This window comes from Bradyrhizobium iriomotense, assembly GCF_030160715.1.
Taxonomy (GTDB): Bacteria; Pseudomonadota; Alphaproteobacteria; order Rhizobiales; family Xanthobacteraceae; genus Bradyrhizobium; species Bradyrhizobium iriomotense.
In genome coordinates, this window is sequence record NZ_BSOW01000003.1 from 385,682 (window position 1) to 407,758 (window position 22,077).

17 protein-coding genes and 1 tRNA gene are annotated in these 22,077 nt (G+C 63.6%); 13 read left to right on the forward strand and 5 right to left on the reverse strand.

Annotation, left to right across the window (positions count from 1 at the left end; all coding sequences use genetic code 11):
- Positions 1–26 precede the first annotated feature (26 nt).
- Positions 27–323, reverse strand: coding sequence for a GIY-YIG nuclease family protein (locus tag QQL28_RS06265; RefSeq protein ID WP_284262313.1), 297 nt, complete (start codon positions 321–323; stop codon positions 27–29).
- 248 nt (positions 324–571) lie between these two features.
- Here QQL28_RS06265 and bla point away from each other — a divergent pair, with 248 nt between their 5' ends.
- Positions 572–1,456, forward strand: a complete 885-nt coding sequence (gene bla, locus QQL28_RS06270; RefSeq protein WP_284262315.1) for a subclass B3 metallo-beta-lactamase — start codon at positions 572–574, stop codon at positions 1,454–1,456.
- 168 nt (positions 1,457–1,624) lie between these two features.
- On the opposite strand, the gene argE is transcribed toward bla, so the two are convergent.
- Complete coding sequence (gene argE, locus QQL28_RS06275; RefSeq protein WP_284262317.1) at positions 1,625–2,797, reverse strand: acetylornithine deacetylase; 1,173 nt, start codon at positions 2,795–2,797, stop codon at positions 1,625–1,627.
- Between the two features lie 320 nt (positions 2,798–3,117).
- On the reverse strand, positions 3,118–3,903 hold the full coding sequence (locus QQL28_RS06280; protein ID WP_284262319.1) for an SDR family NAD(P)-dependent oxidoreductase: 786 nt from the start codon (positions 3,901–3,903) through the stop codon (positions 3,118–3,120).
- A gap of 134 nt (positions 3,904–4,037) precedes the next feature.
- Here QQL28_RS06280 and QQL28_RS06285 point away from each other — a divergent pair, with 134 nt between their 5' ends.
- Positions 4,038–4,736 carry a histidine phosphatase family protein gene (locus QQL28_RS06285; RefSeq protein WP_284262517.1) on the forward strand — a complete coding sequence of 233 codons (699 nt, stop codon included), beginning with the start codon at positions 4,038–4,040 and terminating at the stop codon, positions 4,734–4,736.
- Positions 4,737–4,808: 72 nt separating this feature from the next.
- Complete coding sequence (locus tag QQL28_RS06290) at positions 4,809–5,576, forward strand: SDR family NAD(P)-dependent oxidoreductase (protein WP_284262321.1); 768 nt, start codon at positions 4,809–4,811, stop codon at positions 5,574–5,576.
- Positions 5,577–5,739: 163 nt separating this feature from the next.
- On the opposite strand, the gene QQL28_RS06295 is transcribed toward QQL28_RS06290, so the two are convergent.
- Positions 5,740–6,963 carry a serine hydrolase domain-containing protein gene (locus tag QQL28_RS06295; RefSeq protein ID WP_284262323.1) on the reverse strand — a complete coding sequence of 408 codons (1,224 nt, stop codon included), beginning with the start codon at positions 6,961–6,963 and terminating at the stop codon, positions 5,740–5,742.
- A 147-nt stretch (positions 6,964–7,110) separates the two neighbouring features.
- Between QQL28_RS06295 and QQL28_RS06300 the strand changes: the two genes are divergently transcribed.
- A tRNA-Trp gene (locus tag QQL28_RS06300) sits at positions 7,111–7,186 on the forward strand.
- A gap of 532 nt (positions 7,187–7,718) precedes the next feature.
- Here QQL28_RS06300 and QQL28_RS06305 read toward each other — a convergent pair.
- Positions 7,719–8,006 carry a hypothetical protein gene (locus QQL28_RS06305; protein WP_284262325.1) on the reverse strand — a complete coding sequence of 96 codons (288 nt, stop codon included), beginning with the start codon at positions 8,004–8,006 and terminating at the stop codon, positions 7,719–7,721.
- A gap of 440 nt (positions 8,007–8,446) precedes the next feature.
- Between QQL28_RS06305 and secE the strand changes: the two genes are divergently transcribed.
- From secE to rpoC, 9 genes are all read left to right on the forward strand, one after another.
- Positions 8,447–8,638, forward strand: a complete 192-nt coding sequence (secE, locus tag QQL28_RS06310) for a preprotein translocase subunit SecE (protein WP_027520978.1) — start codon at positions 8,447–8,449, stop codon at positions 8,636–8,638.
- Entirely contained in the window at positions 8,638–9,195 is a 558-nt protein-coding gene (gene nusG, locus QQL28_RS06315; protein WP_284262328.1) for a transcription termination/antitermination protein NusG, read from the forward strand. Before secE ends, nusG begins: the two co-directional genes overlap by 1 nt.
- A gap of 132 nt (positions 9,196–9,327) precedes the next feature.
- Positions 9,328–9,756 carry a 50S ribosomal protein L11 gene (rplK, locus tag QQL28_RS06320; RefSeq protein WP_011088164.1) on the forward strand — a complete coding sequence of 143 codons (429 nt, stop codon included), beginning with the start codon at positions 9,328–9,330 and terminating at the stop codon, positions 9,754–9,756.
- A gap of 6 nt (positions 9,757–9,762) precedes the next feature.
- Entirely contained in the window at positions 9,763–10,455 is a 693-nt protein-coding gene (gene rplA, locus QQL28_RS06325; protein ID WP_284262337.1) for a 50S ribosomal protein L1, read from the forward strand.
- A gap of 93 nt (positions 10,456–10,548) precedes the next feature.
- Positions 10,549–11,502: a 2-hydroxyacid dehydrogenase gene (locus tag QQL28_RS06330; RefSeq protein WP_284262339.1), complete on the forward strand. Its 954-nt coding sequence runs from the start codon at positions 10,549–10,551 to the stop codon at positions 11,500–11,502.
- Between the two features lie 580 nt (positions 11,503–12,082).
- Entirely contained in the window at positions 12,083–12,601 is a 519-nt protein-coding gene (gene rplJ, locus QQL28_RS06335; protein ID WP_283036052.1) for a 50S ribosomal protein L10, read from the forward strand.
- A gap of 54 nt (positions 12,602–12,655) precedes the next feature.
- Positions 12,656–13,033, forward strand: a complete 378-nt coding sequence (rplL, locus tag QQL28_RS06340) for a 50S ribosomal protein L7/L12 (RefSeq protein ID WP_027520973.1) — start codon at positions 12,656–12,658, stop codon at positions 13,031–13,033.
- 503 nt (positions 13,034–13,536) lie between these two features.
- On the forward strand, positions 13,537–17,655 hold the full coding sequence (rpoB, locus tag QQL28_RS06345; RefSeq protein WP_284262345.1) for a DNA-directed RNA polymerase subunit beta: 4,119 nt from the start codon (positions 13,537–13,539) through the stop codon (positions 17,653–17,655).
- Positions 17,656–17,785: 130 nt separating this feature from the next.
- Positions 17,786–21,982 (forward strand): DNA-directed RNA polymerase subunit beta', encoded by a 4,197-nt coding sequence (gene rpoC / locus QQL28_RS06350; protein WP_284262351.1) that lies wholly within the window; start codon positions 17,786–17,788, stop codon positions 21,980–21,982.
- Positions 21,983–22,077: the final 95 nt, after the last annotated feature.

Genomic DNA, 22,077 nt, shown 5'->3' on the forward strand with positions numbered 1-22,077 from the left:
TGATGCGCCGCAGAGCCGGGACCCAGTCACGTCGCCAGAGTATTTAACTCGTCCGTGAGGTCGCGCCAGTTCGGATTGAGTTGCTCGATCAATTTGAGCTTCCAGGCGCGCCGCCAACGCTTCAGTGAGTGCTCACGCGCCCGCGCTTCGAGCAATGAGTCAAAGGACTCGAAATAGACCAGCAGAGTTACGTCGTGCTGCCGCGTGAAGCCGGAAACCAGTTTGTTCTTGTGCTCGGTCATTCGGCGGGCGAGGTCGTTGGTGACTCCCACATACAGGGTGCCGTTTCGTTTGCTCGCTAGGATGTAAACGAAGAAGGGCATGTCCAGGTGATGGTTAGGCGGAGATGGAGCTATCTAAGATTGCATATCCGCTTGCTGCCGCCAAGGCTCTCTGGGTCCCGGCTCTGCGGCGCGTCACTTCGTGCCGCACCGCGTCCGGGACACGATATCTCCGTTTTGCGCATACACGCTTTTGTTGACGTGATTTTGCGACTGATCCGCGATTTCCGTTTGCGGTGACCCGCCCGCACCTTCTATCGTTTCGGCATAAAAAGAAGCGGGAGACTTGCATGCGAATCCTGATCGTCCTTGCGAGCACGCTGCTGCTGGCCGTCACCGGAGCGGAGGCGCAGACCCTCAAGGATTTGATGGCCGACATGGTCAAAAAGTGGGATGCTCCGACGGAGCCATTCAAGGTCATCGACAACATCTACTATGTCGGCACCAACGGGCTCGCCTCCTATCTGATCACGACACCGCAGGGCCACGTCCTCATCGATACCGCGATGCCCGAGGCGACCGGGCAGATCGAGGCCAGCATCGCAAAGCTCGGCTTCAAGATCTCCGACATCAAATATCTCATCAATACCCACGCGCATATCGATCACACCGGAGGATTGGCTGAGATCAAGAAGGACTCAGGCGCACAGATGATCGCCGGCGAAAAGGACAAGCCGCTCCTGGAGGGCGGCGCCTATCCCGGCCAGGAAGAGGAGGACCTCCTGAAGTTTCCGCCGGTCAAGGTCGATCGTGCCGTTCGTGAAGGCGATACGGTGTCGATCGGCGGCGTCACGCTGACCGCGCACGAGACACCCGGACACACGCCGGGCTGCACGAGTTGGACCACGACCGCGAGGGACGGGGACGCAGCGCGAAGCGTGCTCTTCTTCTGCAGCGCCACGGTGTCGCTCAATAGGCTGGCCGGGAAGGGGATCACCTATCCCGGCATCGTCGACGATTACAGAAAGACGTTCGCGTGGTCGAAGACGCAGCATCCGGATATCCTGCTTGCCCCGCATCCCGAAATGTACGACTTGCCCGGCAAGCGCGCAAAGATCGCCGACGGCGCGCCCAATCCCTTTGTCGTGCCGGGTGAGTTCAACAGCTATGCCGACAACCTCGAGAAGCTGTTTGCCGAAGGCCTCGCGAAGCAGACGGCGGCGGCGGAGAAGTGATGTGCCGTAGCCCGGGTGAGCGAAGCGATACCCGGGACAGCGGTCCCGCATGTCGCTTCGCTCATGCGGGCTATGGGATGCAGTCATTGCGAGCGAAGCGAAGCAATCCAGAGTATCTCCTCCTAGATTGCTTCGTCGCTTCGCTCCTCGCAATGACGGAGAGTTTGGTTACGCCGTCGCGCAATGCGCGATCAGCCTCGCGACGAAATCCCCGCACTTCTCCAGCTCCGACATCTCCACGAACTCGTCCGGTGTGTGGGCCTGCGCGATCGCGCCCGGACCGATCACGACCGACGGGATATCGGCCATGCTGGCAAACAGGCTCGCTTCGGTGCCGAAGGCAACCTTGGCGTGGTCGTTGCGGCCGGCGAGCTTTTTGGCGAGCGTGACGATCGCGAGGTCGGCTTGGGTGTCGAGCGCGGGATAGTCGAGGATCTCCTCGAAGTCGATGCCGCAATCGGAGTGGCGCTTCTTCATCGCAGGCTCGATCTCGGCCTTCGCCCAGGCGACGATCGCGTCAGTCACCTCCCTGGACTCGGTGATCCCGATCCCGCGGCATTCGAACTCGACCGTGCAGATATCGGGCACGATGTTGAGTGCGGCGCCGCCATGCACGATGCTGGTCAGCAGGGTGGAGTGCGGGACGTCGTAGAGGCCGTCCTGTGATCTCCTTGCCGCAAGCTGCACCGCGCGGCGGCGGATCTCGGTGATCAGCTCGGCCGCATATTCGATGGCGTTGACGCCGTCGGGCGCGATCGAGGAGTGGCGGGCGAGGCCTCTGAAGGTCGCGCGCACGCCGTGCTTGCCCTTATGGCCGATGATGACCTTCATCTCGGTCGGCTCGCCGACGAAGCAGCCGAGCGGCTTGACCGGCCTCTTGGCGACCTCGCGCAGCATCGGCCGCACGCCGACGCAGCCGACTTCCTCGTCATAGGAGATCGCAAGGTGAATTGGGGTCTTGAGCCGGGCCTCGATCATGTCCGGAACCATGGCGAGGCAGACCGCCACAAAACCTTTCATGTCGGTGGCGCCGCGTCCGTAGAGGCGGCCGTCGCGCTCGATCAGCTTGAACGGATCGTGGGTCCATGTCTGGCCCGCGACCGGCACGACGTCGGTATGCCCCGACAGCACGAAGCCGGGACGGTCGTTCGGGCCGATGGTGACCCAGAGCGAGGCCTTCTGCCCGGTCTCGTCGACGATCCGCTGCCCACTGATGCCGAGGGACGCGAGATAACTTTCGATGTAGGCGATCAGGGCAAGGTTGGAACGATCGCTGACGGTATCGAAGGCAACGAGGTCGGTGAGCAGCTTGCGAATGCGGTCGGGTCTTTGGCTTGGCATTACCGGATTCTTGGGAGGGGAGGGTGGCGGCTCTGCCGCCTGCACGAACCATACCAAAAGCGGCGCCCGTCGGGCAATTCACCTGCCGGTATCCCGGATGGAATGCAGCGCAATCCGCTGCCCCGGTTCACCGCGCGTTTCTCCTTTGCATGGGGTTGATTTGCGAAAAAAGGCAATCGCGTGTGCCGTCGGGCGCCGCAGAGCCAGGATCTACTTCAGTTCTGTCGTTAGAAGCATGGGCCCGGCTCAGCAGCGCATCGCATTGGACGATGCTTCGCATCGCCAGGCAGGCGCTGCGCTGCGTCCGGGGCACGAGAGAGCTAGACAGGCTTGCCCGTGTACGGCATCGAGGCGGTGAGGCCGCCGTCGACGGGGAACGCCTGGCCATTCACATACGACGCCTCGTCGCTCGCCAGGAACAAGCCCATTGCCGCGAGCTCGTGCGGCTGGCCGGGGCGCTTGAGCGGATTGAGCTGGCCGATCTTGTCGGCGGTGCCGCGCTCTTTCGCACGGTCGAAGATCGGCTTCGTCATGCCGGTTTCGATCAGCCCGGGGCACACCGCATTGATGCGCACGCCGGTGCCGGAGAGCGAATAGGCTGTCGTCTGCACCAGGCTGATCACGCCGGCCTTGCTCGCGGCGTAGGGATGGCCGCTGGCGCCGGCCTTGAGGCCCGCGACCGACGCCGTCAACACGATCGCGCCCGATTGCTGCTGCACCATGTGCGGCATCGCGTATTTCACCGCAAGGAAGGGGCCGATCAGGTTGACGCGCAGAACCTCCTGCCAATGCTCGACCGTCTGCTCCGCGATTGGCACGAGCCCGCCGGAGACGCCGGCATTGGCCCAGATCACGTCGAGCCGGCCGTGCGTCTTCACCGCCTTGTCGATGACGGCCATGACGTCCTTCTCGGAACCCGCGTCGGCCATCATGGCCTCCGCCGTGCCGCCGGCGCGCTTGATCTCCTCGACCGTCTCCTTCACGCCCTCGGTGCGATCGACCGCGATCAGTCTTGCGCCTTCTTTCGTGAACAGCAGCGAGGCGGCGCGGCCGATGCCGTTGCCCGCGCCGGTGATGATGACGGATTTGCCTTGCAGGCGGCCCATGCGTTTCACTCCTTATCTTTACGCGCAGTGCTTGCCGCGCGACGGAATTTCAAACAAGATTTCAAACACGCTGAAGTCTTGAGACGCGTTCGCTCCTGACGTACAGCGACATCACACGGGATGGAAGGGTTTCGATTGTGAGCTCAGACAAGCCGACGGTCGTCACAACGCGGTGGTGGTGGGTCCGTCACGCGCCGGTGCGCAATGATGGCGGCAACATCTACGGTCAGAAGGATCTCGCCTGCGACACCAGCGATAGTGAAGTGTTCGAAGCGGTCGCAAAGATCCTGCCGCGCAGTGCGGTCTGGTATTCGAGCAATCTGATGCGCACGCATCAGACGGCGGAAGCGATCTGGGCGGCCGGCTTTCCGAAGCCCGCGACCATGATTTGGGAAGCGGATTTCGCCGAGCAGAATCTTGGCCAGTGGCAGGGCATGAACCGCGCCGCGTTCATCGCGAGCCGTCCCGCAGGCTCGAGCTGGTTCGCCGACATCAACGAGCCCGCGCCCGGTGGCGAAAGCTTCATGGACCTCTACAACCGCACCTGCCGCACCATCGAGCGGATCAATCGCGAGCAGGCGGGACAGGACGTGATCGCCGTCACCCATGGCGGCACGATCAAGGCGGCGCTGGGGCTCGCGCTCGGCGGCGAGCCCGAGAAGGGGCTGTCCTTCGACATCGACAATTGCTCGGTGACGCGGCTCGATCTTTTCACGACGCCAGAGCGCGCCGTCTGGCGCTTGCCGATGGTGAACCAGCAGCCATGGATCGCGGACGACAGGCACAACGCGATGCATCAGCCCGCGGGGCCGGAAGTCAAGAAGCTCGCGTGAGCCATTGCCGCCGAGCGCGGCCGCGCCTCACGCTTGCGATCAAATCAACGTCGTCAAATCTAGGAGAGAAACATGACCTTGTTCGACATGAAGGGAAAAGTCGCCGTCATCACGGGATCGACGCGCGGCATCGGGCTTGCGATCGCCGAGCGTATGGCCGAGCACGGCGCCAAGGTCGTGATTTCCTCGCGCAAGGCCGACGTCTGCGAGGAGGTGGCGAAGGGAATCAACGACAGGTTCGGCAAGGGGACGGCGGTCGCAATCGCCGCCAACATCTCCTCGAAAGAGAATCTGCAAAACCTCGTCGACGAGAGCAACCGCGCCTTCGGCAAGATTGACGTGCTGGTTTGCAACGCAGCTTCGAATCCCTATTACGGCCCGCTCGCCGGCATCTCCGACGATCAGTTCCGCAAGATCCTCGACAACAACATCGTCGCCAACAATTGGCTGATCTCGATGGTGGTGCCGCAGATGATCGAGCGCAAGGACGGCTCGGTCATCATCGTCTCGTCGATCGGCGGCCTCAAGGGCTCGACCATCCTCGGCGCCTACGCGATCTCCAAGGCCGCCGACATGCAGCTCGCGCGGAACCTGGCCTGCGAATACGGCAAGCACAACATCCGCGTGAACTGCATCGCGCCTGGCCTGATCAAGACCGATTTCGCTAAGGCGCTGTGGGACAATCCGGAGAATTTGAAGGCCTCGACCTCGCGCTCGCCGCTGCTGCGCATCGGCATCCCCGACGAGATCGCGGGCGCCGCCGTGTTCCTCGGTTCGAAGGCCGGCGACTTCATGACCGGCCAGACCATGGTCATCGACGGCGGCGCGACGATTAGTTGATTGGGAAGGGCAGGGCTTAACCCACACACTGGCGTCATCGTCCGCGAAGGCGGACGATCCAGTATCCCAGAGGAAGTCGTTGGGTGAACGAACTGGCGCCGCGGAGTACTGAATGCCCCGGCTTCGCGGGGCATGACACCGAGGATGTTGCGGCAGCGTCGTGTCACTCCACCGCCGCGTACACCAGATTCCGCACCAAGGTCCGCGTGTAGTCGCGCTGTCCCGGGCCCTGGCTCATGAACACCGCGACCAAATCCTCCTTCGGGTCGATCCAGAAGAAGGTGCCGGCGATGCCGCTCCAGAAGAACTGTCCGACGCTGCCCGGGAACGGCGCGATGCCGGGCTCGGTGCGCACGGCAAAGCCGAGGCCGAAGCCGTGGCCTGGTGCGAGCAGCGTGCCGTTGGTCTTCACGTTCGGACCGAGGTGATCGGAGGCCATCAGCTCCAGCGTCTTGCGGCCGATGATGCGCGCGCCATCGAGCGTGCCGCCGTTGCGCAGCATCAGCGCGAAGCGGGCGTAGTCCATGGTGGTCGAGACCAGACCGCCGCCGCCGGATTCCATTACGGGCCGCTCCAGCATGTTGAAGAGGACGATCTTGTCGCCGGTCCAGGGATCGGCGGGGAAAGGCTCGGCGAGGCGGCCGGCGTTGGCTTCGCTGGTCGAAAAACCGGTCTCGGTCATCTGAAGGGGGCCGAGGACGCGCTCGCTCAGGAAGGCGCCGAGCGGCTTGCCGCTGACGACCTCGATGATGCGACCGAGAATGTCGGTCGAGCGGCTGTAGTTGAACTCCGCGCCGGGCTGGCAGACCAGCGGGAAGCTCGCGACGAGGGCGGCGTGCTCGGCGTTGGTGATCTTGCGGCTGCGAACGCGGGACACCTGATAGAGCTTGTGCACGGGGCCATCGCCCTGATGCTCGTAGGTGATGCCGGAGGTGTGGCGGAGCAGGTCCTGGACCGTGATCGGACGGTGGGCCGGAACCAGTTCGAGCTTGCCACCGCTGACGACGCCGACTTTCGGGTTGGCGAATTCGGGGATGTACTTGGCGACGGGGTCGCCGAGCAGGATGTGGCCGTCCTCGACCAGCATCATAATGCCGACGGACACGATCGGCTTCGTCATCGAGAAGGTGCGGAAGATCGAATCATGTGCCATCGGCGCCGGAGCCGCTGGGCTCTGCCGGCCCAGTGCCTCGAACCAGCCGACCTGGCCGCGGCGCGCCACCAGCACGGTCACGCCGGGAACGGTTCCCTTGTCGATCTCGCGCTTGAAAGCATCCGACATCGCCTGGAGGCGGGGGCGCGACAGACCCAGCGTTTCGGGCCTGGCCTCGGGCAAAGGCGGGGTTGGCGTCGCGATTTTCGGCTTCGAGGCGGCTTGAGCGCTCATGGTCACTCCCGGGTTGTTGTTCTGGCTCAGGATGAACTGTGACCCAGAAGTCGCGGTGTGAACAAGCGTCTCGCTTGCGCTTCTCCCTTGCAAACTGGCCGCCCCCTGTGCTTGAAAGCGGCCTGACCCGTGGCGACGCAGGTCCGTAGGAGTGTAGCTCAATTGGTAGAGCACCGGTCTCCAAAACCGGGGGTCGCAGGTTCGAGCCCTGCCACTCCTGCCAGCTAGATCAATCATGTGGCGGCAGCTTATCCCGAACAACTCGAGAACTCGGACCCGAGCTGGACCCAATGAAGCGCGGGCGCCGATCGCACAGGAAGCGCAACCGGCATCGGTTGGCAGCGCACCCCCGCCGGCCGAGCGGTGACAAGCGGGGCTTCGGTCCCACGCCTATATTGAAGGGCTGGCCGTTCCGCAGTGCTCAAGGGATCTGAGCAGGCGCCCGTGCTGGCAGTCATGGTGCTCTTGGGCGTAGGCCAGTAAGCCAATGACAATCAAAACCGCGACGACGCATCCGGCTACAACGTTCTCCATCATGGCTGCCACTCCAGGTAAACTGTGACTGGCTACTCGGCCATCATAACGCGCGGTCGTGGCCGATTAGAAACACAAAATCCATGGCGTGACGGGTACGCGGGTGGCGGTCAAGTCGGCGCCGTGTCCGGGTGGTCACCGGGGGCGGTGACCGGGCGGACAGGCCAGCTAAGTCTGCCAGCCAAATCCGATAGAATCAGACGTGAAGCGGGGCAGTCCAATTATTGCAGATTGAGCTCCTTGACCGTCGGCGTGCCTGAACCGCCGCCGCCGGGATTGAGGTTGCCGGTGGAGTCGTCGAACTGGCTGTTCGAGCTGAAGCTGGTCGTGCCACGGGGTGGGCGCGGCCCGCCATAGGCGGCCGGCGGGGGCTTGTAGGACGGATAGCCATTATATGTGCGCCCCGGCGCCAGCGTCGTGGTGTTCACGGCGGTGGTGTGGATGCTGAGATTCGGCGACAGGCCGGCAGCGCGGGCGGCAGGCGCAGCCAGCACCAAGAGGGCGGTCACGGCGGTCATCCACCGATAATGGTCAGCGCGGTGGTGGCAATCAGGGCCGTCAAAGCGGCGAGAGGCTTCAACATGGTCGTCTCCTCGGGGGGGCATGCCCACCCCTTGGCGTCGCCCTTGCGATGGCCGGTTCGAAGCTCCAATGGCGCTTCATCCCGGCCCGATAAGCCCTTGATCCTGATCGGCTCTCGTACGGCTGCCTGGGAATTGGGCCAGACGGGACGGGCTGCCCGCACCTTGACCTTTGCCCCCATCCGCAGTAGATACCCGCCACCTGCAGCCGGCCCGTTAGACGCGGATCTCCGGCGCGGCCTTGAAATCCCCGAACAATCGAGCCCGGTTTCCGGCTCATCCTTCAAGCGAAGAGGGTTGGGCAGACGGCGGCTGTTCGGATCCCTTTAAATCTTTTCTCGTCTCACGACGGACGTTGGACATCAACGATGGCAGTCAGCCCGTTCAAGTTCTTGCAGGAAGTGCGCTCGGAGACCGCGAAGGTCACCTGGCCGACCCGTCGCGAGACGACGATAACCACGATCATGGTGTTCGTCATGGTTGCCCTGGCGTCGATCTTCTTCTTCGCCGCCGACCAGATCATCCGCTACCTCGTCACCCTTCTTTTGGGCATTCACTGATGGCAACAGCCGCAGCAACTCAATCGTCCGACAAGCGCTGGTACATCGTCCACGCGTACTCGAACTTCGAGAAGAAGGTCGCAGAATCGATCCGCGAGCAGGCCAAGCAGCGCGGCCTCGAGGAGCTCTTCGAGCAGGTGCTGGTGCCGACCGAGAAGGTCACGGAAGTGCGCCGCGGCCGCAAGATCGACGCCGAGCGCAAGTTCTTCCCGGGCTACGTGCTGGTGAAGATGAAGCTGACCGACGAGGCGTTTCATCTGATCAAGAACACGCCGAAGGTCACGGGCTTCCTTGGCGCGGAAAACAAGCCGATGCCGATCTCGGAAGCCGAGGCGATGCGCATCCTGCACCAGGTGCAGGAGGGCGTGGAGCGGCCGAAGGCATCGGTGTCGTTCGAGATCGGCGAGAACGTGCGCGTGGCCGATGGCCCGTTCGCATCGTTCTCCGGTGTCGTCGAGGAAATCGACGAGGCGCGCTCGCGCGTGAAGGTCGCGGTGTCGATCTTCGGCCGCGCAACGCCGGTCGAGCTGGAATTCGGTCAGGTCGAGAAGGTCTGACCGAGTACGCGCGAGGCCCAGGCTTTGCGCGAAAATAGGCCGTGGGAGGGAGAGGGCGGTCGCCAGCCGCACCCGACCCAGACCACGAACCTGAAACCGCTGGCCCTCGGGCCGGCACAACAGGAGTGATACATGGCAAAGAAAGTGACCGGATACCTGAAGCTTCAGGTCCCGGCCGGTGCGGCGAATCCTTCGCCCCCGATCGGTCCCGCGCTTGGTCAGCGCGGTCTCAACATCATGGAGTTCTGCAAGGCGTTCAACGCCCAGACTCAGAAGGAAGAGAAGAACACCCCGATCCCGGTGATCATCACCATCTATGCGGACCGTTCCTTCACATTCGAGATGAAGACGCCGCCGATGTCCTACTTCCTCAAGCAGGCCGCCAAGATCCAGTCCGGCTCGAAGGCGCCGGGCCGTGACAAGGCCGGCAAGGTGACCAAGGCGCAGGTGCGCGAGATCGCCGAGAAGAAGATGAAGGACCTGAATTGCGACACCATTGAATCGGCCATGAAGATGGTCGAGGGCTCCGCCCGTTCGATGGGTCTGGAAGTTGCGGGGTAAGCGGCCATGGCAATCGGAAAGCGTTTGAAGAAGGCCCGCGAGGGCGTTGATCGCGAGAAGCTCTATCCGCTCGCGGACGCCATCAAGATGGTCAAGGAGCGCGCCAAGTCGAAGTTCGACGAGACGATCGAGATCGCGATCAATCTCGGCGTCGATCCCCGTCACGCCGACCAGATGGTCCGCGGCGTCGTGAACCTGCCGAACGGCACCGGCCGCACCCTGCGCGTCGGCGTGTTCGCGCGCGGCGCGAAGGCGGACGAAGCCAAGGCCGCCGGTGCCGACGTAGTCGGCGCCGAGGACCTGGTCGAGAAGGTGCAGAACGGCACCATCGACTTCGACCGTTGTATTGCGACCCCCGACATGATGCCGCTGGTCGGCCGTCTCGGTAAGGTGCTCGGCCCGCGCGGCCTGATGCCGAACCCGAAGATCGGCACCGTGACCATGGACGTCACCAGCGCCGTGAAGGGCGCCAAGGGCGGCTCGGTCGAGTTCCGTGTCGAGAAGGCCGGCATCGTGCAGGCCGGCGTCGGCAAGGCCTCGTTCTCCGAGGAGAAGCTGGTCGAGAACGTCAAGGCGCTGGCCGATGCCGTCGCCAAGGCGAAGCCGGCAGGCTCCAAGGGCACCTACATCCAGCGCGTCGCGGTGTCCTCGACCATGGGCCCGGGCGTGAAGGTCGAGCCGGGCACGATCCTCGGCTAAGGCAAAAGATCAAGAGATGCGGACAGGGGCGGAATTGGGCAACCGATTCCGCCCCTTCCATTTGTGGGGCGTCGTTCACGGGAAACAATAACAATGGCTGACAAGGTCCTGATCTACTCGCGTTTCCCGAAGGCGATGATGGCGCGCTTCGCCGAGCGGTTCGAATTGCTCGACACCGCCGGCAAGCCGGCGCAGGAGGTGTTTTCCAGCGGCGCATTAGGTGGCATCCGCGCGCTGCTCACCGCCGGCGGCACGCCGCTCGGCGCAGGTGCGATGGATCTCTTTCCGAAGCTGGGTGCGATCGTCTGCTACGGCACCGGCTATGACGGCATCGACCTGAAGGCGGCGGCCGCGCGCAACATCGCGGTCGGCCACAGCCCCGGCGCCAATGCGGCCTCGGTGGCCGATATCGCGATGACCTTGATGCTCGCCGCCACCCGCCGGATCCTGGTTGCGGATCAATACGTCCGCAGCGGCGATTGGGCCGCGTCAAAACCCTCGCCGATGATGCGGCCGCAGGCAGGCCTCCCCAGCCGCCGCGTCGGCGTCTATGGCATGGGCGAGATCGGGCGCAAGATCGCCGCACGCTGCGCGGCCTTCGAGAGCGAGGTCGGCTATTTCAGCCGCACCCGCCATGACGTGCCCTATCAATATTTCTCCTCGCTCGAGGCGCTCGCCGATTGGTGCAGCGTGCTCATGATCGCGGTCCGCGCCGGCGTCGAGACGCATCACGTCGTCAACGCCGACATCCTCGAGCGGCTGGGCGAGGATGGCTACATCGTCAACATCGCCCGCGGCTCGGTGATCGACGAGAAGGCCCTCGTGGCGGCGCTGACCGACAAGACCATCGCCGGCGCCGGCCTCGACGTCTATGCGAAGGAGCCGCACGCGCCGGATGCGCTGACGGCGCTGCCAAACCTGGTGCTCGCCCCGCATATCGGCGGCCACACCCTGGAATCGCACATCGCGATGCAGGATTGCGTGCTGGCGAACCTGACCGCGTTCTTCGCCGGCCAGAGGCTGCCATATGCGGTCAAAACAGCCTAAATCGGTCCTTTCTGGCCGCGTCAAGCGCGCCGGGCAATCGCTTGGAACTGGTGTGAATTTTGCTCTTGGCAAGGCCGTCAAGAGCGGTTAAAGAACCGCCTCCGGACGTGCTGGCCTTAGCTGGCGTGTCCGTGCACGCATTCCGAAAACCCGACACGATAGGAGATCATTCCTTCTCAGGACTCCGCAAGGATTTGCCCGAAAAGGAAGGAAACCTCATCAAGTTGGTGGAATGCGGGCAGAGGTCAACCGGCATGCCGGCTGGCCTTGTCCTGTCCAAGACTGCAGGCGCCCGCGGGAAATCTCGATTTCCCAACGGCTTAATCGCATGGCCTGCATAGACGGGTGAAGACCGGATTTCACTTCGCAGCCACCCCTGGGGCGGCTCGGAATGGGTTTGGTTCGGACCTCGACACCCCGAGGGCCCCACAAGGGTTCCGGGAGGGCAGGCTTTGAATTGTCGTCTTGCCCGGCGTGTCCGAAGGGTTTTGGCCCAGAGGTTCAGGTTTGGGTGGGACGATGGGTGCAACCCGGCGGTCCCGCCTTTCGCGCGACGACCGCCAACCGGAGAGAGCTTGCTGTGGAACGAGCGGCAAAAAAGGAAGCGGTCGAACAGCTCAATGAGGTCTTCAAGACCACGAGCGTCGCGGTCGTTGCTCAATATTCCGGCCTCACCGTTGCCCAAATGCAGAAGCTGCGCCAGCAGATGAAGCAGGCGGGTGCCTCGGTGAAGGTCTCGAAGAACCGTCTCGCCAAAATTGCTCTTGAAGGCACTGACGTCGTTGCCATCGGCCCCATGCTGAAGGGACCGACCGTGATCGCGACTTCGAACGATCCGGTAGCGGCGCCGAAGGTCGCCATCGATTTCGCCAAGGCGAACGAGAAGTTCGTCATCATCGGCGGCTCGATGGGCAAGACCGTCCTGAATGTCGACGGCGTGAAGGCGCTTGCCTCGCTGCCGTCGCTTGACGAACTGCGCGGCAAGATCGTCGGCCTCATCGTGGCTCCGGCGACCAAGCTCGCCCAGCTCGCGAACGCGCCGGCGGGCAAGCTCGCACGCGTCATTCAGGCTCATGCCTCAAAGGGCGAAGCGGCCTGACGCCCTTCGCAAAACTCAAACCCGAACCAGACTTACACTTAAGGAAACAGAACAATGGCTGACTTGCAGAAGATCGTTGACGACCTCTCGAGCCTCACCGTGCTCGAAGCCGCTGAACTCGCCAAGCTCCTCGAAGAGAAGTGGGGCGTGTCCGCCGCTGCCGCCGTCGCAGTGGCCGGCCCGGCTGCTGGTGGCGCTGCCGCCGCTCCGGCCGAAGAGAAGACCGAGTTCACGGTCGTTCTCGCTGCCTCTGGCGACAAGAAGATCGAGGTCATCAAGGAAGTCCGCGCCATCACCGGCCTGGGCCTGAAGGAAGCAAAGGACCTCGTCGAAGGCGCTCCGAAGCCCGTCAAGGAAGGCGTGAACAAGGAAGAAGCCGACAAGATCAAGGCCCAGCTCGAGAAGGCTGGCGCGAAGGTCGAGCTCAAGTAAGCGCAGCTTGCTGGAGCGGGATCCCGGGCAAGCGCAAGCTGAGACCCGGGATCTTGGCCCGAAGGTCGATGGCCGGTCCCGGTCGCGGCGGGCGGGTTGAATGCAAGAGGCGTGCGACGGGACATCCCGACGCAGGCCGAACACGAAAAAGTGTGGGGATTTGAGGACTTACCCCTCGAATCTCTACTATTGTCGCCCCATATCGGGTCGGCAGCACGAAAGCACGGTGGGCGTGGAAGGCGGAGTTTCCCGCAAGCCGTTGGGAGAGCAGGCTATTTCGGGCTTTTGCAGTCCGTGAAGACTATCGTTGTGACGGGCGGGTGCGCCATTGCGCCCCGCGCGTCGTTTTGCGTTTTGAAAGTCTGAAGAACAGTTCAGGACTTGGACGGTCCGAGACTGGGTTTCTGATCCTCAAAACGGGTTCGAAAAATTCAACCCGGGGAGCGGTGGCAGCCGTGTCCCGGAAGGCGCGCCCAGAGCGGGCGCCGAAATGAGAGGCCACGATGGCGCAGCAGACATTCACCGGTCGCAAACGCGTTCGCAAGTTTTTCGGACACATCAAGGAAGTCGCCGAGATGCCGAACCTCATCGAGGTTCAGAAGGCGTCCTATGACCAGTTCCTGATGGTCGACGAACCCACGGGCGGGCGGCCGGATGAGGGCTTGCAGGCGGTGTTCCGCTCGGTGTTCCCGATCTCGGACTTCTCCGGTACCTCGATGCTGGAGTTCGTCCGCTACGAGTTCGAGCCGCCGAAGTACGACGTCGACGAGTGCCGCCAGCGCGGCATGACCTTCGCTGCGCCCCTCAAGGTGACGCTGCGCCTCATCGTGTTCGATATCGACGAGGAAACCGGCGCGAAGTCGGTCAAGGACATCAAGGAGCAGGACGTCTACATGGGCGACATCCCGCTCATGACGATGAACGGCACCTTCATCGTCAACGGCACCGAGCGCGTCATCGTCTCCCAGATGCACCGTTCGCCCGGCGTGTTCTTCGACCACGACAAGGGTAAGACCCACTCCTCGGGCAAGCTGCTGTTCGCCGCCCGCGTGATCCCGTATCGCGGCTCCTGGCTCGACATCGAGTTCGACGCCAAGGACATCGTCTATGCGCGTATCGATCGTCGCCGCAAGATTCCGGTGACGTCGCTGATGTTCGCGCTCGGGCTCGACGGCGAGGAGATCCTCAACACCTTCTACAAGCGCATCCTCTACAAGCGGACCAAGGAAGGCTGGCGCGTTCCGTTCGACGCCAACCGTTTCCGCGGCTATTCCACGACGAGCGACCTGATCGACGCCGACACCGGCAAGGTCGTGCTCGAGGCCGGCAAGAAGCTCACCGTGCGCGCCGCCCGCCAGCTCCAGGAGAAGGGGCTGAAGGCGCTGCGCATGGCCGATGAGGAGCTGGTCGGCAACTACGTCGCCGAGGACCTCGTCAATCCCAAGACCGGCGAGATCCATGCGGAGGCCGGTGAGGAAATCACCGACAAGCTGATGAAGGCCCTCAACGAGCACGGCTACAAGGAGCTGCCGCTGCTCGACATCGACCATGTCAATGTCGGCGCCTACATCCGCAACACGCTCTCGGCCGACAAGAACATGACGCGCGAGGACGCGCTGTTCGACATCTACCGCGTGATGCGTCCGGGCGAGCCGCCGACGCTGGAATCGGCGCAGGCCATGTTCCAGTCGCTGTTCTTCGACGCCGAGCGCTACGACCTCTCGGCGGTCGGCCGCGTCAAGATGAACATGCGTCTCGACCTGGATGCGCCCGACACCCAGCGCACGCTGCGCAAGGAAGACATCCTCTCCGTCATCAAGACGCTGGTGGACCTGCGCGACGGCAAGGGCGAGATCGACGACATCGACCACCTCGGCAACCGCCGTGTGCGCTCGGTCGGCGAGCTCATGGAGAACCAGTACCGCATCGGTCTGCTCCGCATGGAGCGTGCGATCAAGGAGCGCATGTCCTCGGTCGACATCGACACGGTCATGCCGCAGGACCTGATCAACGCGAAGCCGGCGGCTGCCGCGGTGCGCGAGTTCTTCGGCTCCTCGCAGCTCTCGCAGTTCATGGACCAGACCAACCCGCTGTCGGAGATCACCCACAAGCGCCGTCTCTCGGCGCTCGGACCGGGCGGTCTGACCCGCGAGCGCGCCGGCTTCGAGGTGCGCGACGTGCATCCGACGCATTACGGCCGCATCTGCCCGATCGAGACGCCGGAAGGTCCGAACATCGGCCTGATCAACTCGCTCGCGACCTTTGCGCGCGTGAACAAGTATGGCTTCGTCGAGACGCCCTATCGCAAGGTGAAGGACGGCCGCGTCACCGACGAGGTCGTGTACCTTTCGGCGATGGAGGAGGGCCGCTACACCGTCGCGCAGGCCAACGTGCCGCTCGACGCCAAGGGCCGCTTCACCGAGGATCTCGTGGTCTGCCGTCACGCCGGCGAAGTCTTGCCGGTGACGCCCGACAAGGTCGACTACATGGACGTGTCGCCGAAGCAGCTCGTTTCGGTCGCCGCAGCCCTGATCCCGTTCCTCGAGAACGACGACGCCAACCGCGCGCTGATGGGCTCGAACATGCAGCGCCAGGCGGTGCCGCTGGTTCGCGCCGAGGCGCCGTTCGTCGGCACCGGCATGGAAGGCGTGGTTGCGCGTGACTCGGGTGCTGCCATCGCGGCGCGCCGCTCGGGCGTGATCGACCAGATCGACGCGACCCGCGTCGTCATCCGCGCGACGGAAGATCTCGATCCGACCAAGTCGGGCGTCGATATCTACCGCCTGATGAAGTACCAGCGCTCCAACCAGTCGACCTGCATCAACCAGCGTCCGCTGGTGAAGGTCGGCGATATCGTCAAGAAGGGCGACATCATCGCCGACGGCCCGTCGACCGATCTCGGCGAGCTCGCGCTCGGCCGGAACGTGCTGGTCGCGTTCATGCCGTGGAACGGCTACAACTTCGAAGACTCGATCCTGCTCTCCGAGCGGATCGTGAAGGACGACGTGTTTACCTCGATTCATATCGAAGAATTCGAGGTGATGGCCCGCGACACCAAGCTCGGTCCCGAGGAAATCACCCGCGACATTCCGAACGTCTCGGAAGAAGCGCTGAAGAACCTCGACGAAGCCGGTATCGTCTACATCGGCGCGGAAGTGCGCGCCGGCGACATCCTGGTCGGCAAGATCACGCCGAAGGGCGAGAGCCCGATGACGCCGGAAGAAAAGCTCCTGCGCGCCATCTTCGGCGAGAAGGCCTCGGACGTCCGCGATACCTCGCTCCGCGTGCCCCCGGGCGTGCAGGGCACGATCGTGGAAGTGCGCGTGTTCAACCGCCACGGCGTCGACAAGGACGAGCGTGCGCTGGCGATCGAGCGGGAAGAGATCGAGCGTCTCGCCAAGGACCGCGACGACGAGCAGGCGATCCTCGACCGCAACGTCTACAGCCGTCTCGCCGACCTTCTCGAAGGACGGCAGGGCATCGCGGGCCCCAAGGGCTTCAAGAAGGACACCAAGATCACCCGTGCGGTGCTCGAGGAGTATCCGAAGTCGCAGTGGTGGCTGTTCGCCTCGCCCAACGACAAGCTGATGGCCGAGATCGAGGCCATGCGGAAGCAGTACGACGAGTCGAAGAAGGGGCTTGAACAGCGCTTCCTCGACAAGGTCGAGAAGCTGCAGCGCGGCGACGAACTGCCGCCCGGCGTGATGAAGATGGTCAAGGTCTTCGTCGCGGTGAAGCGCAAGATCCAGCCCGGCGACAAGATGGCCGGCCGCCACGGCAACAAGGGCGTGGTGTCGAAGATCGTGCCGATCGAGGACATGCCGTTCCTCGAGGACGGTACCCATGCCGACATCGTGCTCAATCCGCTCGGCGTGCCTTCGCGCATGAACGTCGGGCAGATCCTCGAGACGCATCTCGGCTGGGCTTGCGCCGGCCTCGGCAAGCGCATCGGCCAGACGGTCGATGCCTATCTGTCGAAGCAGGACATCAAGCCGCTGAAGGAAACCTTGAAGCGGATCTACGGCGAGGATGAGACGATCAAGACGCTGAACGACGGCGAACTGATCGAGCTCGGCCGCAATTTGAGCCATGGCGTGCCGATCGCGACGCCGGTGTTCGACGGTGCCAAGGAAGCCGACATCGAGGAGATGCTGAAGCTCGCCGGTCTCGACGCTTCGGGTCAGTCGACCGTCTATGACGGCCGCACCGGCGATCCCTTCGATCGCAAGGTGACGGTGGGCTACATCTACATGCTCAAGCTGCACCACCTCGTCGACGACAAGATCCACGCGCGTTCGATCGGTCCGTACTCGCTCGTCACCCAGCAGCCGCTGGGCGGCAAGGCGCAGTTCGGCGGCCAGCGTTTCGGCGAAATGGAGGTGTGGGCGCTCGAGGCTTACGGCGCGGCCTACACGCTCCAGGAAATGCTGACCGTGAAGTCGGACGACGTCGCCGGCCGTACCAAGGTGTACGAGGCGATCGTGCGCGGCGACGACACGTTCGAGGCCGGTATTCCGGAATCCTTCAACGTCCTGGTCAAGGAAATGCGCTCGCTCGGCCTCAACGTCGACCTGCACAATTCCAAGATGGGACCGGCGCCGACCTCCGAGGCGGCCGAGTAACGCTGCTCTTCATGCCCGGCCGGAAAGGCCGGGCATCGGCGCCTCGTCCCGCGCGGTGAGGGCAGGGCGCTCCGCGATGTGAGATTTTCGAATTTGCTGCCGGCCTCGACCGGCACGCGAGGAGAAGACGATGAACCAAGAGATTATGAATCTTTTTAACCCGACGACGCCGGCTCAGGTCTTCGACCAGATCCGGATCTCGATCGCGTCTCCAGAGAAGATTCTGTCCTGGTCCTACGGCGAGATCAAGAAGCCGGAGACCATCAACTACCGGACCTTCAAGCCCGAGCGCGACGGCCTATTCTGCGCGCGCATCTTCGGGCCGATCAAGGATTACGAGTGCTTGTGCGGCAAGTACAAGCGCATGAAGTACAAGGGCATCATCTGCGAGAAGTGCTCGGTCGAGGTCACGCTGTCGCGCGTCCGGCGCGAGCGCATGGGCCACATCGAGCTCGCCGCGCCCGTCGCCCACATCTGGTTCCTGAAGTCGCTGCCCTCGCGCATCGGCCTCTTGCTCGACATGACGCTGAAGGATCTCGAGCGGATCCTCTACTTCGAATATTACGTCGTACTGGAGCCGGGCCTCACCGCGCTGAAGGACCGTCAGCTGCTGTCGGAAGACGAGTATCTGAAGGCGCAGGACGAATACGGCCAGGATTCCTTCACCGCCATGATCGGCGCCGAGGCGATCCGCGAGCTGCTCAAGGGCATGGACCTCGAGAAGCTCGAGGTGACGCTGCGTGCCGAGATGCAGGAGACCGACTCCGATATCAAGCACAAGAAGCTCGCCAAGCGCCTGAAGATCGTGGAGGCGTTCCGCCACTCCGGCAACAAGCCGGAATGGATGATCCTCACCGTCGTTCCGGTGATCCCGCCGGACCTGCGTCCGCTGGTGCCGCTCGACGGCGGCCGCTTCGCGACCTCGGATCTCAACGACCTCTACCGCCGCGTCATCAACCGCAACAACCGCCTGAAGCGGCTGATGGAGCTGCGCGCGCCGGACATCATCATCCGCAACGAGAAGCGCATGCTTCAGGAGGCCGTCGACGCGCTGTTCGACAACGGCCGCCGCGGCCGCGTCATCACGGGTGCCAACAAGCGTCCGCTGAAGTCGCTCGCCGACATGCTCAAGGGCAAGCAGGGCCGCTTCCGCCAGAACCTGCTCGGCAAGCGCGTCGACTATTCGGGCCGTTCGGTGATCGTGGTCGGTCCCGAACTGCGCCTGCATCAGTGCGGCCTGCCGAAGAAGATGGCGCTCGAGCTGTTCAAGCCGTTCATCTATTCGCGGCTCGACGCCAAGGGCCTCTCCACCACCGTCAAGCAGGCCAAGAAGCTGGTCGAGAAGGAGCGGCCCGAGGTCTGGGACATCCTGGACGAGGTGATCCGCGAGCATCCGGTGCTGCTCAACCGCGCGCCGACGCTGCATCGTCTGGGCATCCAGGCGTTTGAGCCCGTGCTGATCGAGGGCAAGGCGATCCAGCTCCACCCGCTGGTCTGCGCCGCGTTCAACGCCGATTTCGACGGCGACCAGATGGCCGTGCACGTTCCGCTGTCGCTGGAAGCGCAGCTCGAAGCGCGCGTCCTGATGATGTCGACCAACAACATCCTGCATCCCGCGAACGGCCAGCCGATCATCGTGCCGTCGCAGGACATCGTGCTCGGTCTCTACTACCTCTCGATCCTGCGCGAAGGCATGCCCGGCGAGGGCAAGGTGTTCGGCGAGATGGCCGAGCTCGAGCACGCGCTGCATTCGAAGGTCATCCACCTCCACACCAAGATCAAGTACCGGTGGGAGGGCATCGGCGAGGACGGCAAGCCGGCCCGCCGCTGGATCGAGACCACGCCCGGCCGCATCATGCTCGGCAACGTGCTGCCGAAGAGCGCGAAGATCTCGTACGACATCATCAACAAGCTGATGACCAAGCGCGAGATCTCCGGCGTCATCGACCAGGTCTACCGCCACTGCGGCCAGAAGGAGACCGTGATCTTCTGCGACCGCATCATGGCGCTCGGCTTCTACAACGCGTTCAAGGCCGGCATCTCGTTCGGCAAGGACGACATGGTCGTGCCGCACGGCAAGTGGAAGATCGTCGACACCACCCGTACGCTGGCGAAGGATTTCGAGCAGCAGTACAATGACGGTCTGATCACCCATGGCGAGAAGTACAACAAGGTCGTCGACGCCTGGTCGAAGGCCACGGAAGAAATCGCCAAGGCGATGATGAAGGAGATCTCCGCGACCAAGAAGACGGCGAGCGGAGCGGATGCCGACATCAACTCGATCTACATGATGGCTCACTCCGGCGCGCGTGGTTCGCCGGCCCAGATGCGCCAGCTCGCCGGCATGCGCGGCCTGATGGCCAAGCCCTCGGGTGAGATCATCGAGACGCCGATCATCTCGAACTTCAAGGAAGGCCTCTCGGTGCTCGAGTACTTCAACTCGACCCACGGCGCCCGCAAGGGCCTCGCGGACACCGCGTTGAAGACCGCGAACTCCGGCTACCTGACCCGCCGTCTGGTCGACGTCGCGCAGGACTGCATCATCACGCAGGACGACTGCGGCACCAAGCTCGGCATCAAGATGCGCGCCATCGTCGATGCCGGCACCGTGGTGGCTTCGCTCGGCTCGCGCATCCTCGGACGCACGGCCTGCGAAGATGTGCGCGACAACTCGGGCAAGGTGATCATCAAGCGCGGCACGCTGATGGAAGAGAGCCATTTGGAAGCCATCCAGCAGGGCGGCGTCCAGGAGGTGAAGATCCGCTCGGCGCTGACCTGCGAGCTCGTCAACGGCATCTGCGGCAAGTGCTACGGGCGCGACCTCGCCCGCGGCACGCCGGTCAACCACGGCGAAGCGGTCGGCGTCATCGCGGCGCAGTCGATCGGCGAACCGGGCACCCAGCTCACCATGCGCACCTTCCACATCGGCGGTGCGGCGCAGCTCAACGAGCAGTCGTTCGTCGAATCCAACTTCGACGGCAAGATCGTGATCAAGAACAAGGCCATCGCCCGTAACAGCGAAGGTCACCTGGTCGCGATGGTGCGCAACATGGTGGTGGCGATCGTCGATGCCGACGGCACCGAGCGTGCGACGCACCGTATCCAGTACGGCTCGCGTCTGCACATCGACGAGGGCGATATGGTCAAGCGCGGCCAGCGCATCGCCGAGTGGGATCCGTACACCCGTCCGGTTCTCACCGAGGTGGAAGGCACCATCGGCTTCGAGGATCTGGTCGAGGGGCAGTCGATCTCGGAAACGCTCGACGAATCCACCGGCATCGCCAAGCGCGTGGTCATCGACTGGCGTTCGACCCGCGGCGGCTCGGACCTGCGTCCGGCCATCGTGATCAAGGGCAAGGACGGCAAGGTCCTCAAACTCGCCCGTGGCGGCGATGCCCGCTACATGCTGTCGGTCGACGCCATTCTTTCGGTAGACGTCGGCTCCAAGGTCCAGTCGGGCGACATCCTCGCCCGTGTCTCGACCGAGAGCGCCAAGACGCGTGACATCACGGGCGGTCTGCCGCGCGTGGCGGAACTGTTCGAGGCACGGCGTCCGAAGGATGCTGCGATCATCGCCGAGATCGCGGGCACCATCCGGTTCGGCCGCGACTACAAGAACAAGCGTCGGCTCTCGATCGAGCCGATGGACAAGACCGAGGAGGCGCGCGAGTACCTGATCCCGAAGGGCAAGCACATCCACCTTCAGGACGGCGACGTCGTCGAAAAGGGCGACTTCATCGTGGAAGGCAACCCGGCGCCGCACGACATCCTGGCGATCAAGGGCATCGAGGAACTCGCGGCCTATCTGGTCAACGAGATCCAGGAGGTCTACCGGCTCCAGGGCGTGCTCATCAACGACAAGCACATCGAGGTGATTGTCCGTCAGATGCTCCAGAAGGTGGAAATCACCGACCAGGGCGAGACCGACATGATCTCCGGCGAGCAGGTCGACAAGATCGAGTTCGACGCGCTCAACGAGAAGGCGAAGGAAGAGGGCAAGAAGCCCGCCACGGGAACACCGGTTCTGCTCGGCATCACCAAGGCGAGCCTCCAGACCCGCTCGTTCTTCTCGGCGGCCTCGTTCCAGGAGACCACCCGCGTCCTCACGGAGGCGGCGGTCAACGGCAAGATCGACCCGCTCGAGGGTCTCAAGGAGAACGTCATCGTCGGCCGGCTGATCCCGGCGGGCACCGGCGCCTCCATGGCCAAGATCCGCGAAGTCGCCATGAAGCGCGACAAGCTGATCCTCGACGAGCGCGAGAAGCAGGCCTCGATCGTCTCTCCGGCGCCGGAAGCGGAGCCGGTGGCGCTGCCGCCTGCGGAATGATGGCTCATCCGTAAGATTACTGACTACAATGAAAAGGCCGGCTTTTGCCGGCCTTTTTGCTGCTTTGTTTCCTTGCTGCGGTGCAGGGACGACGT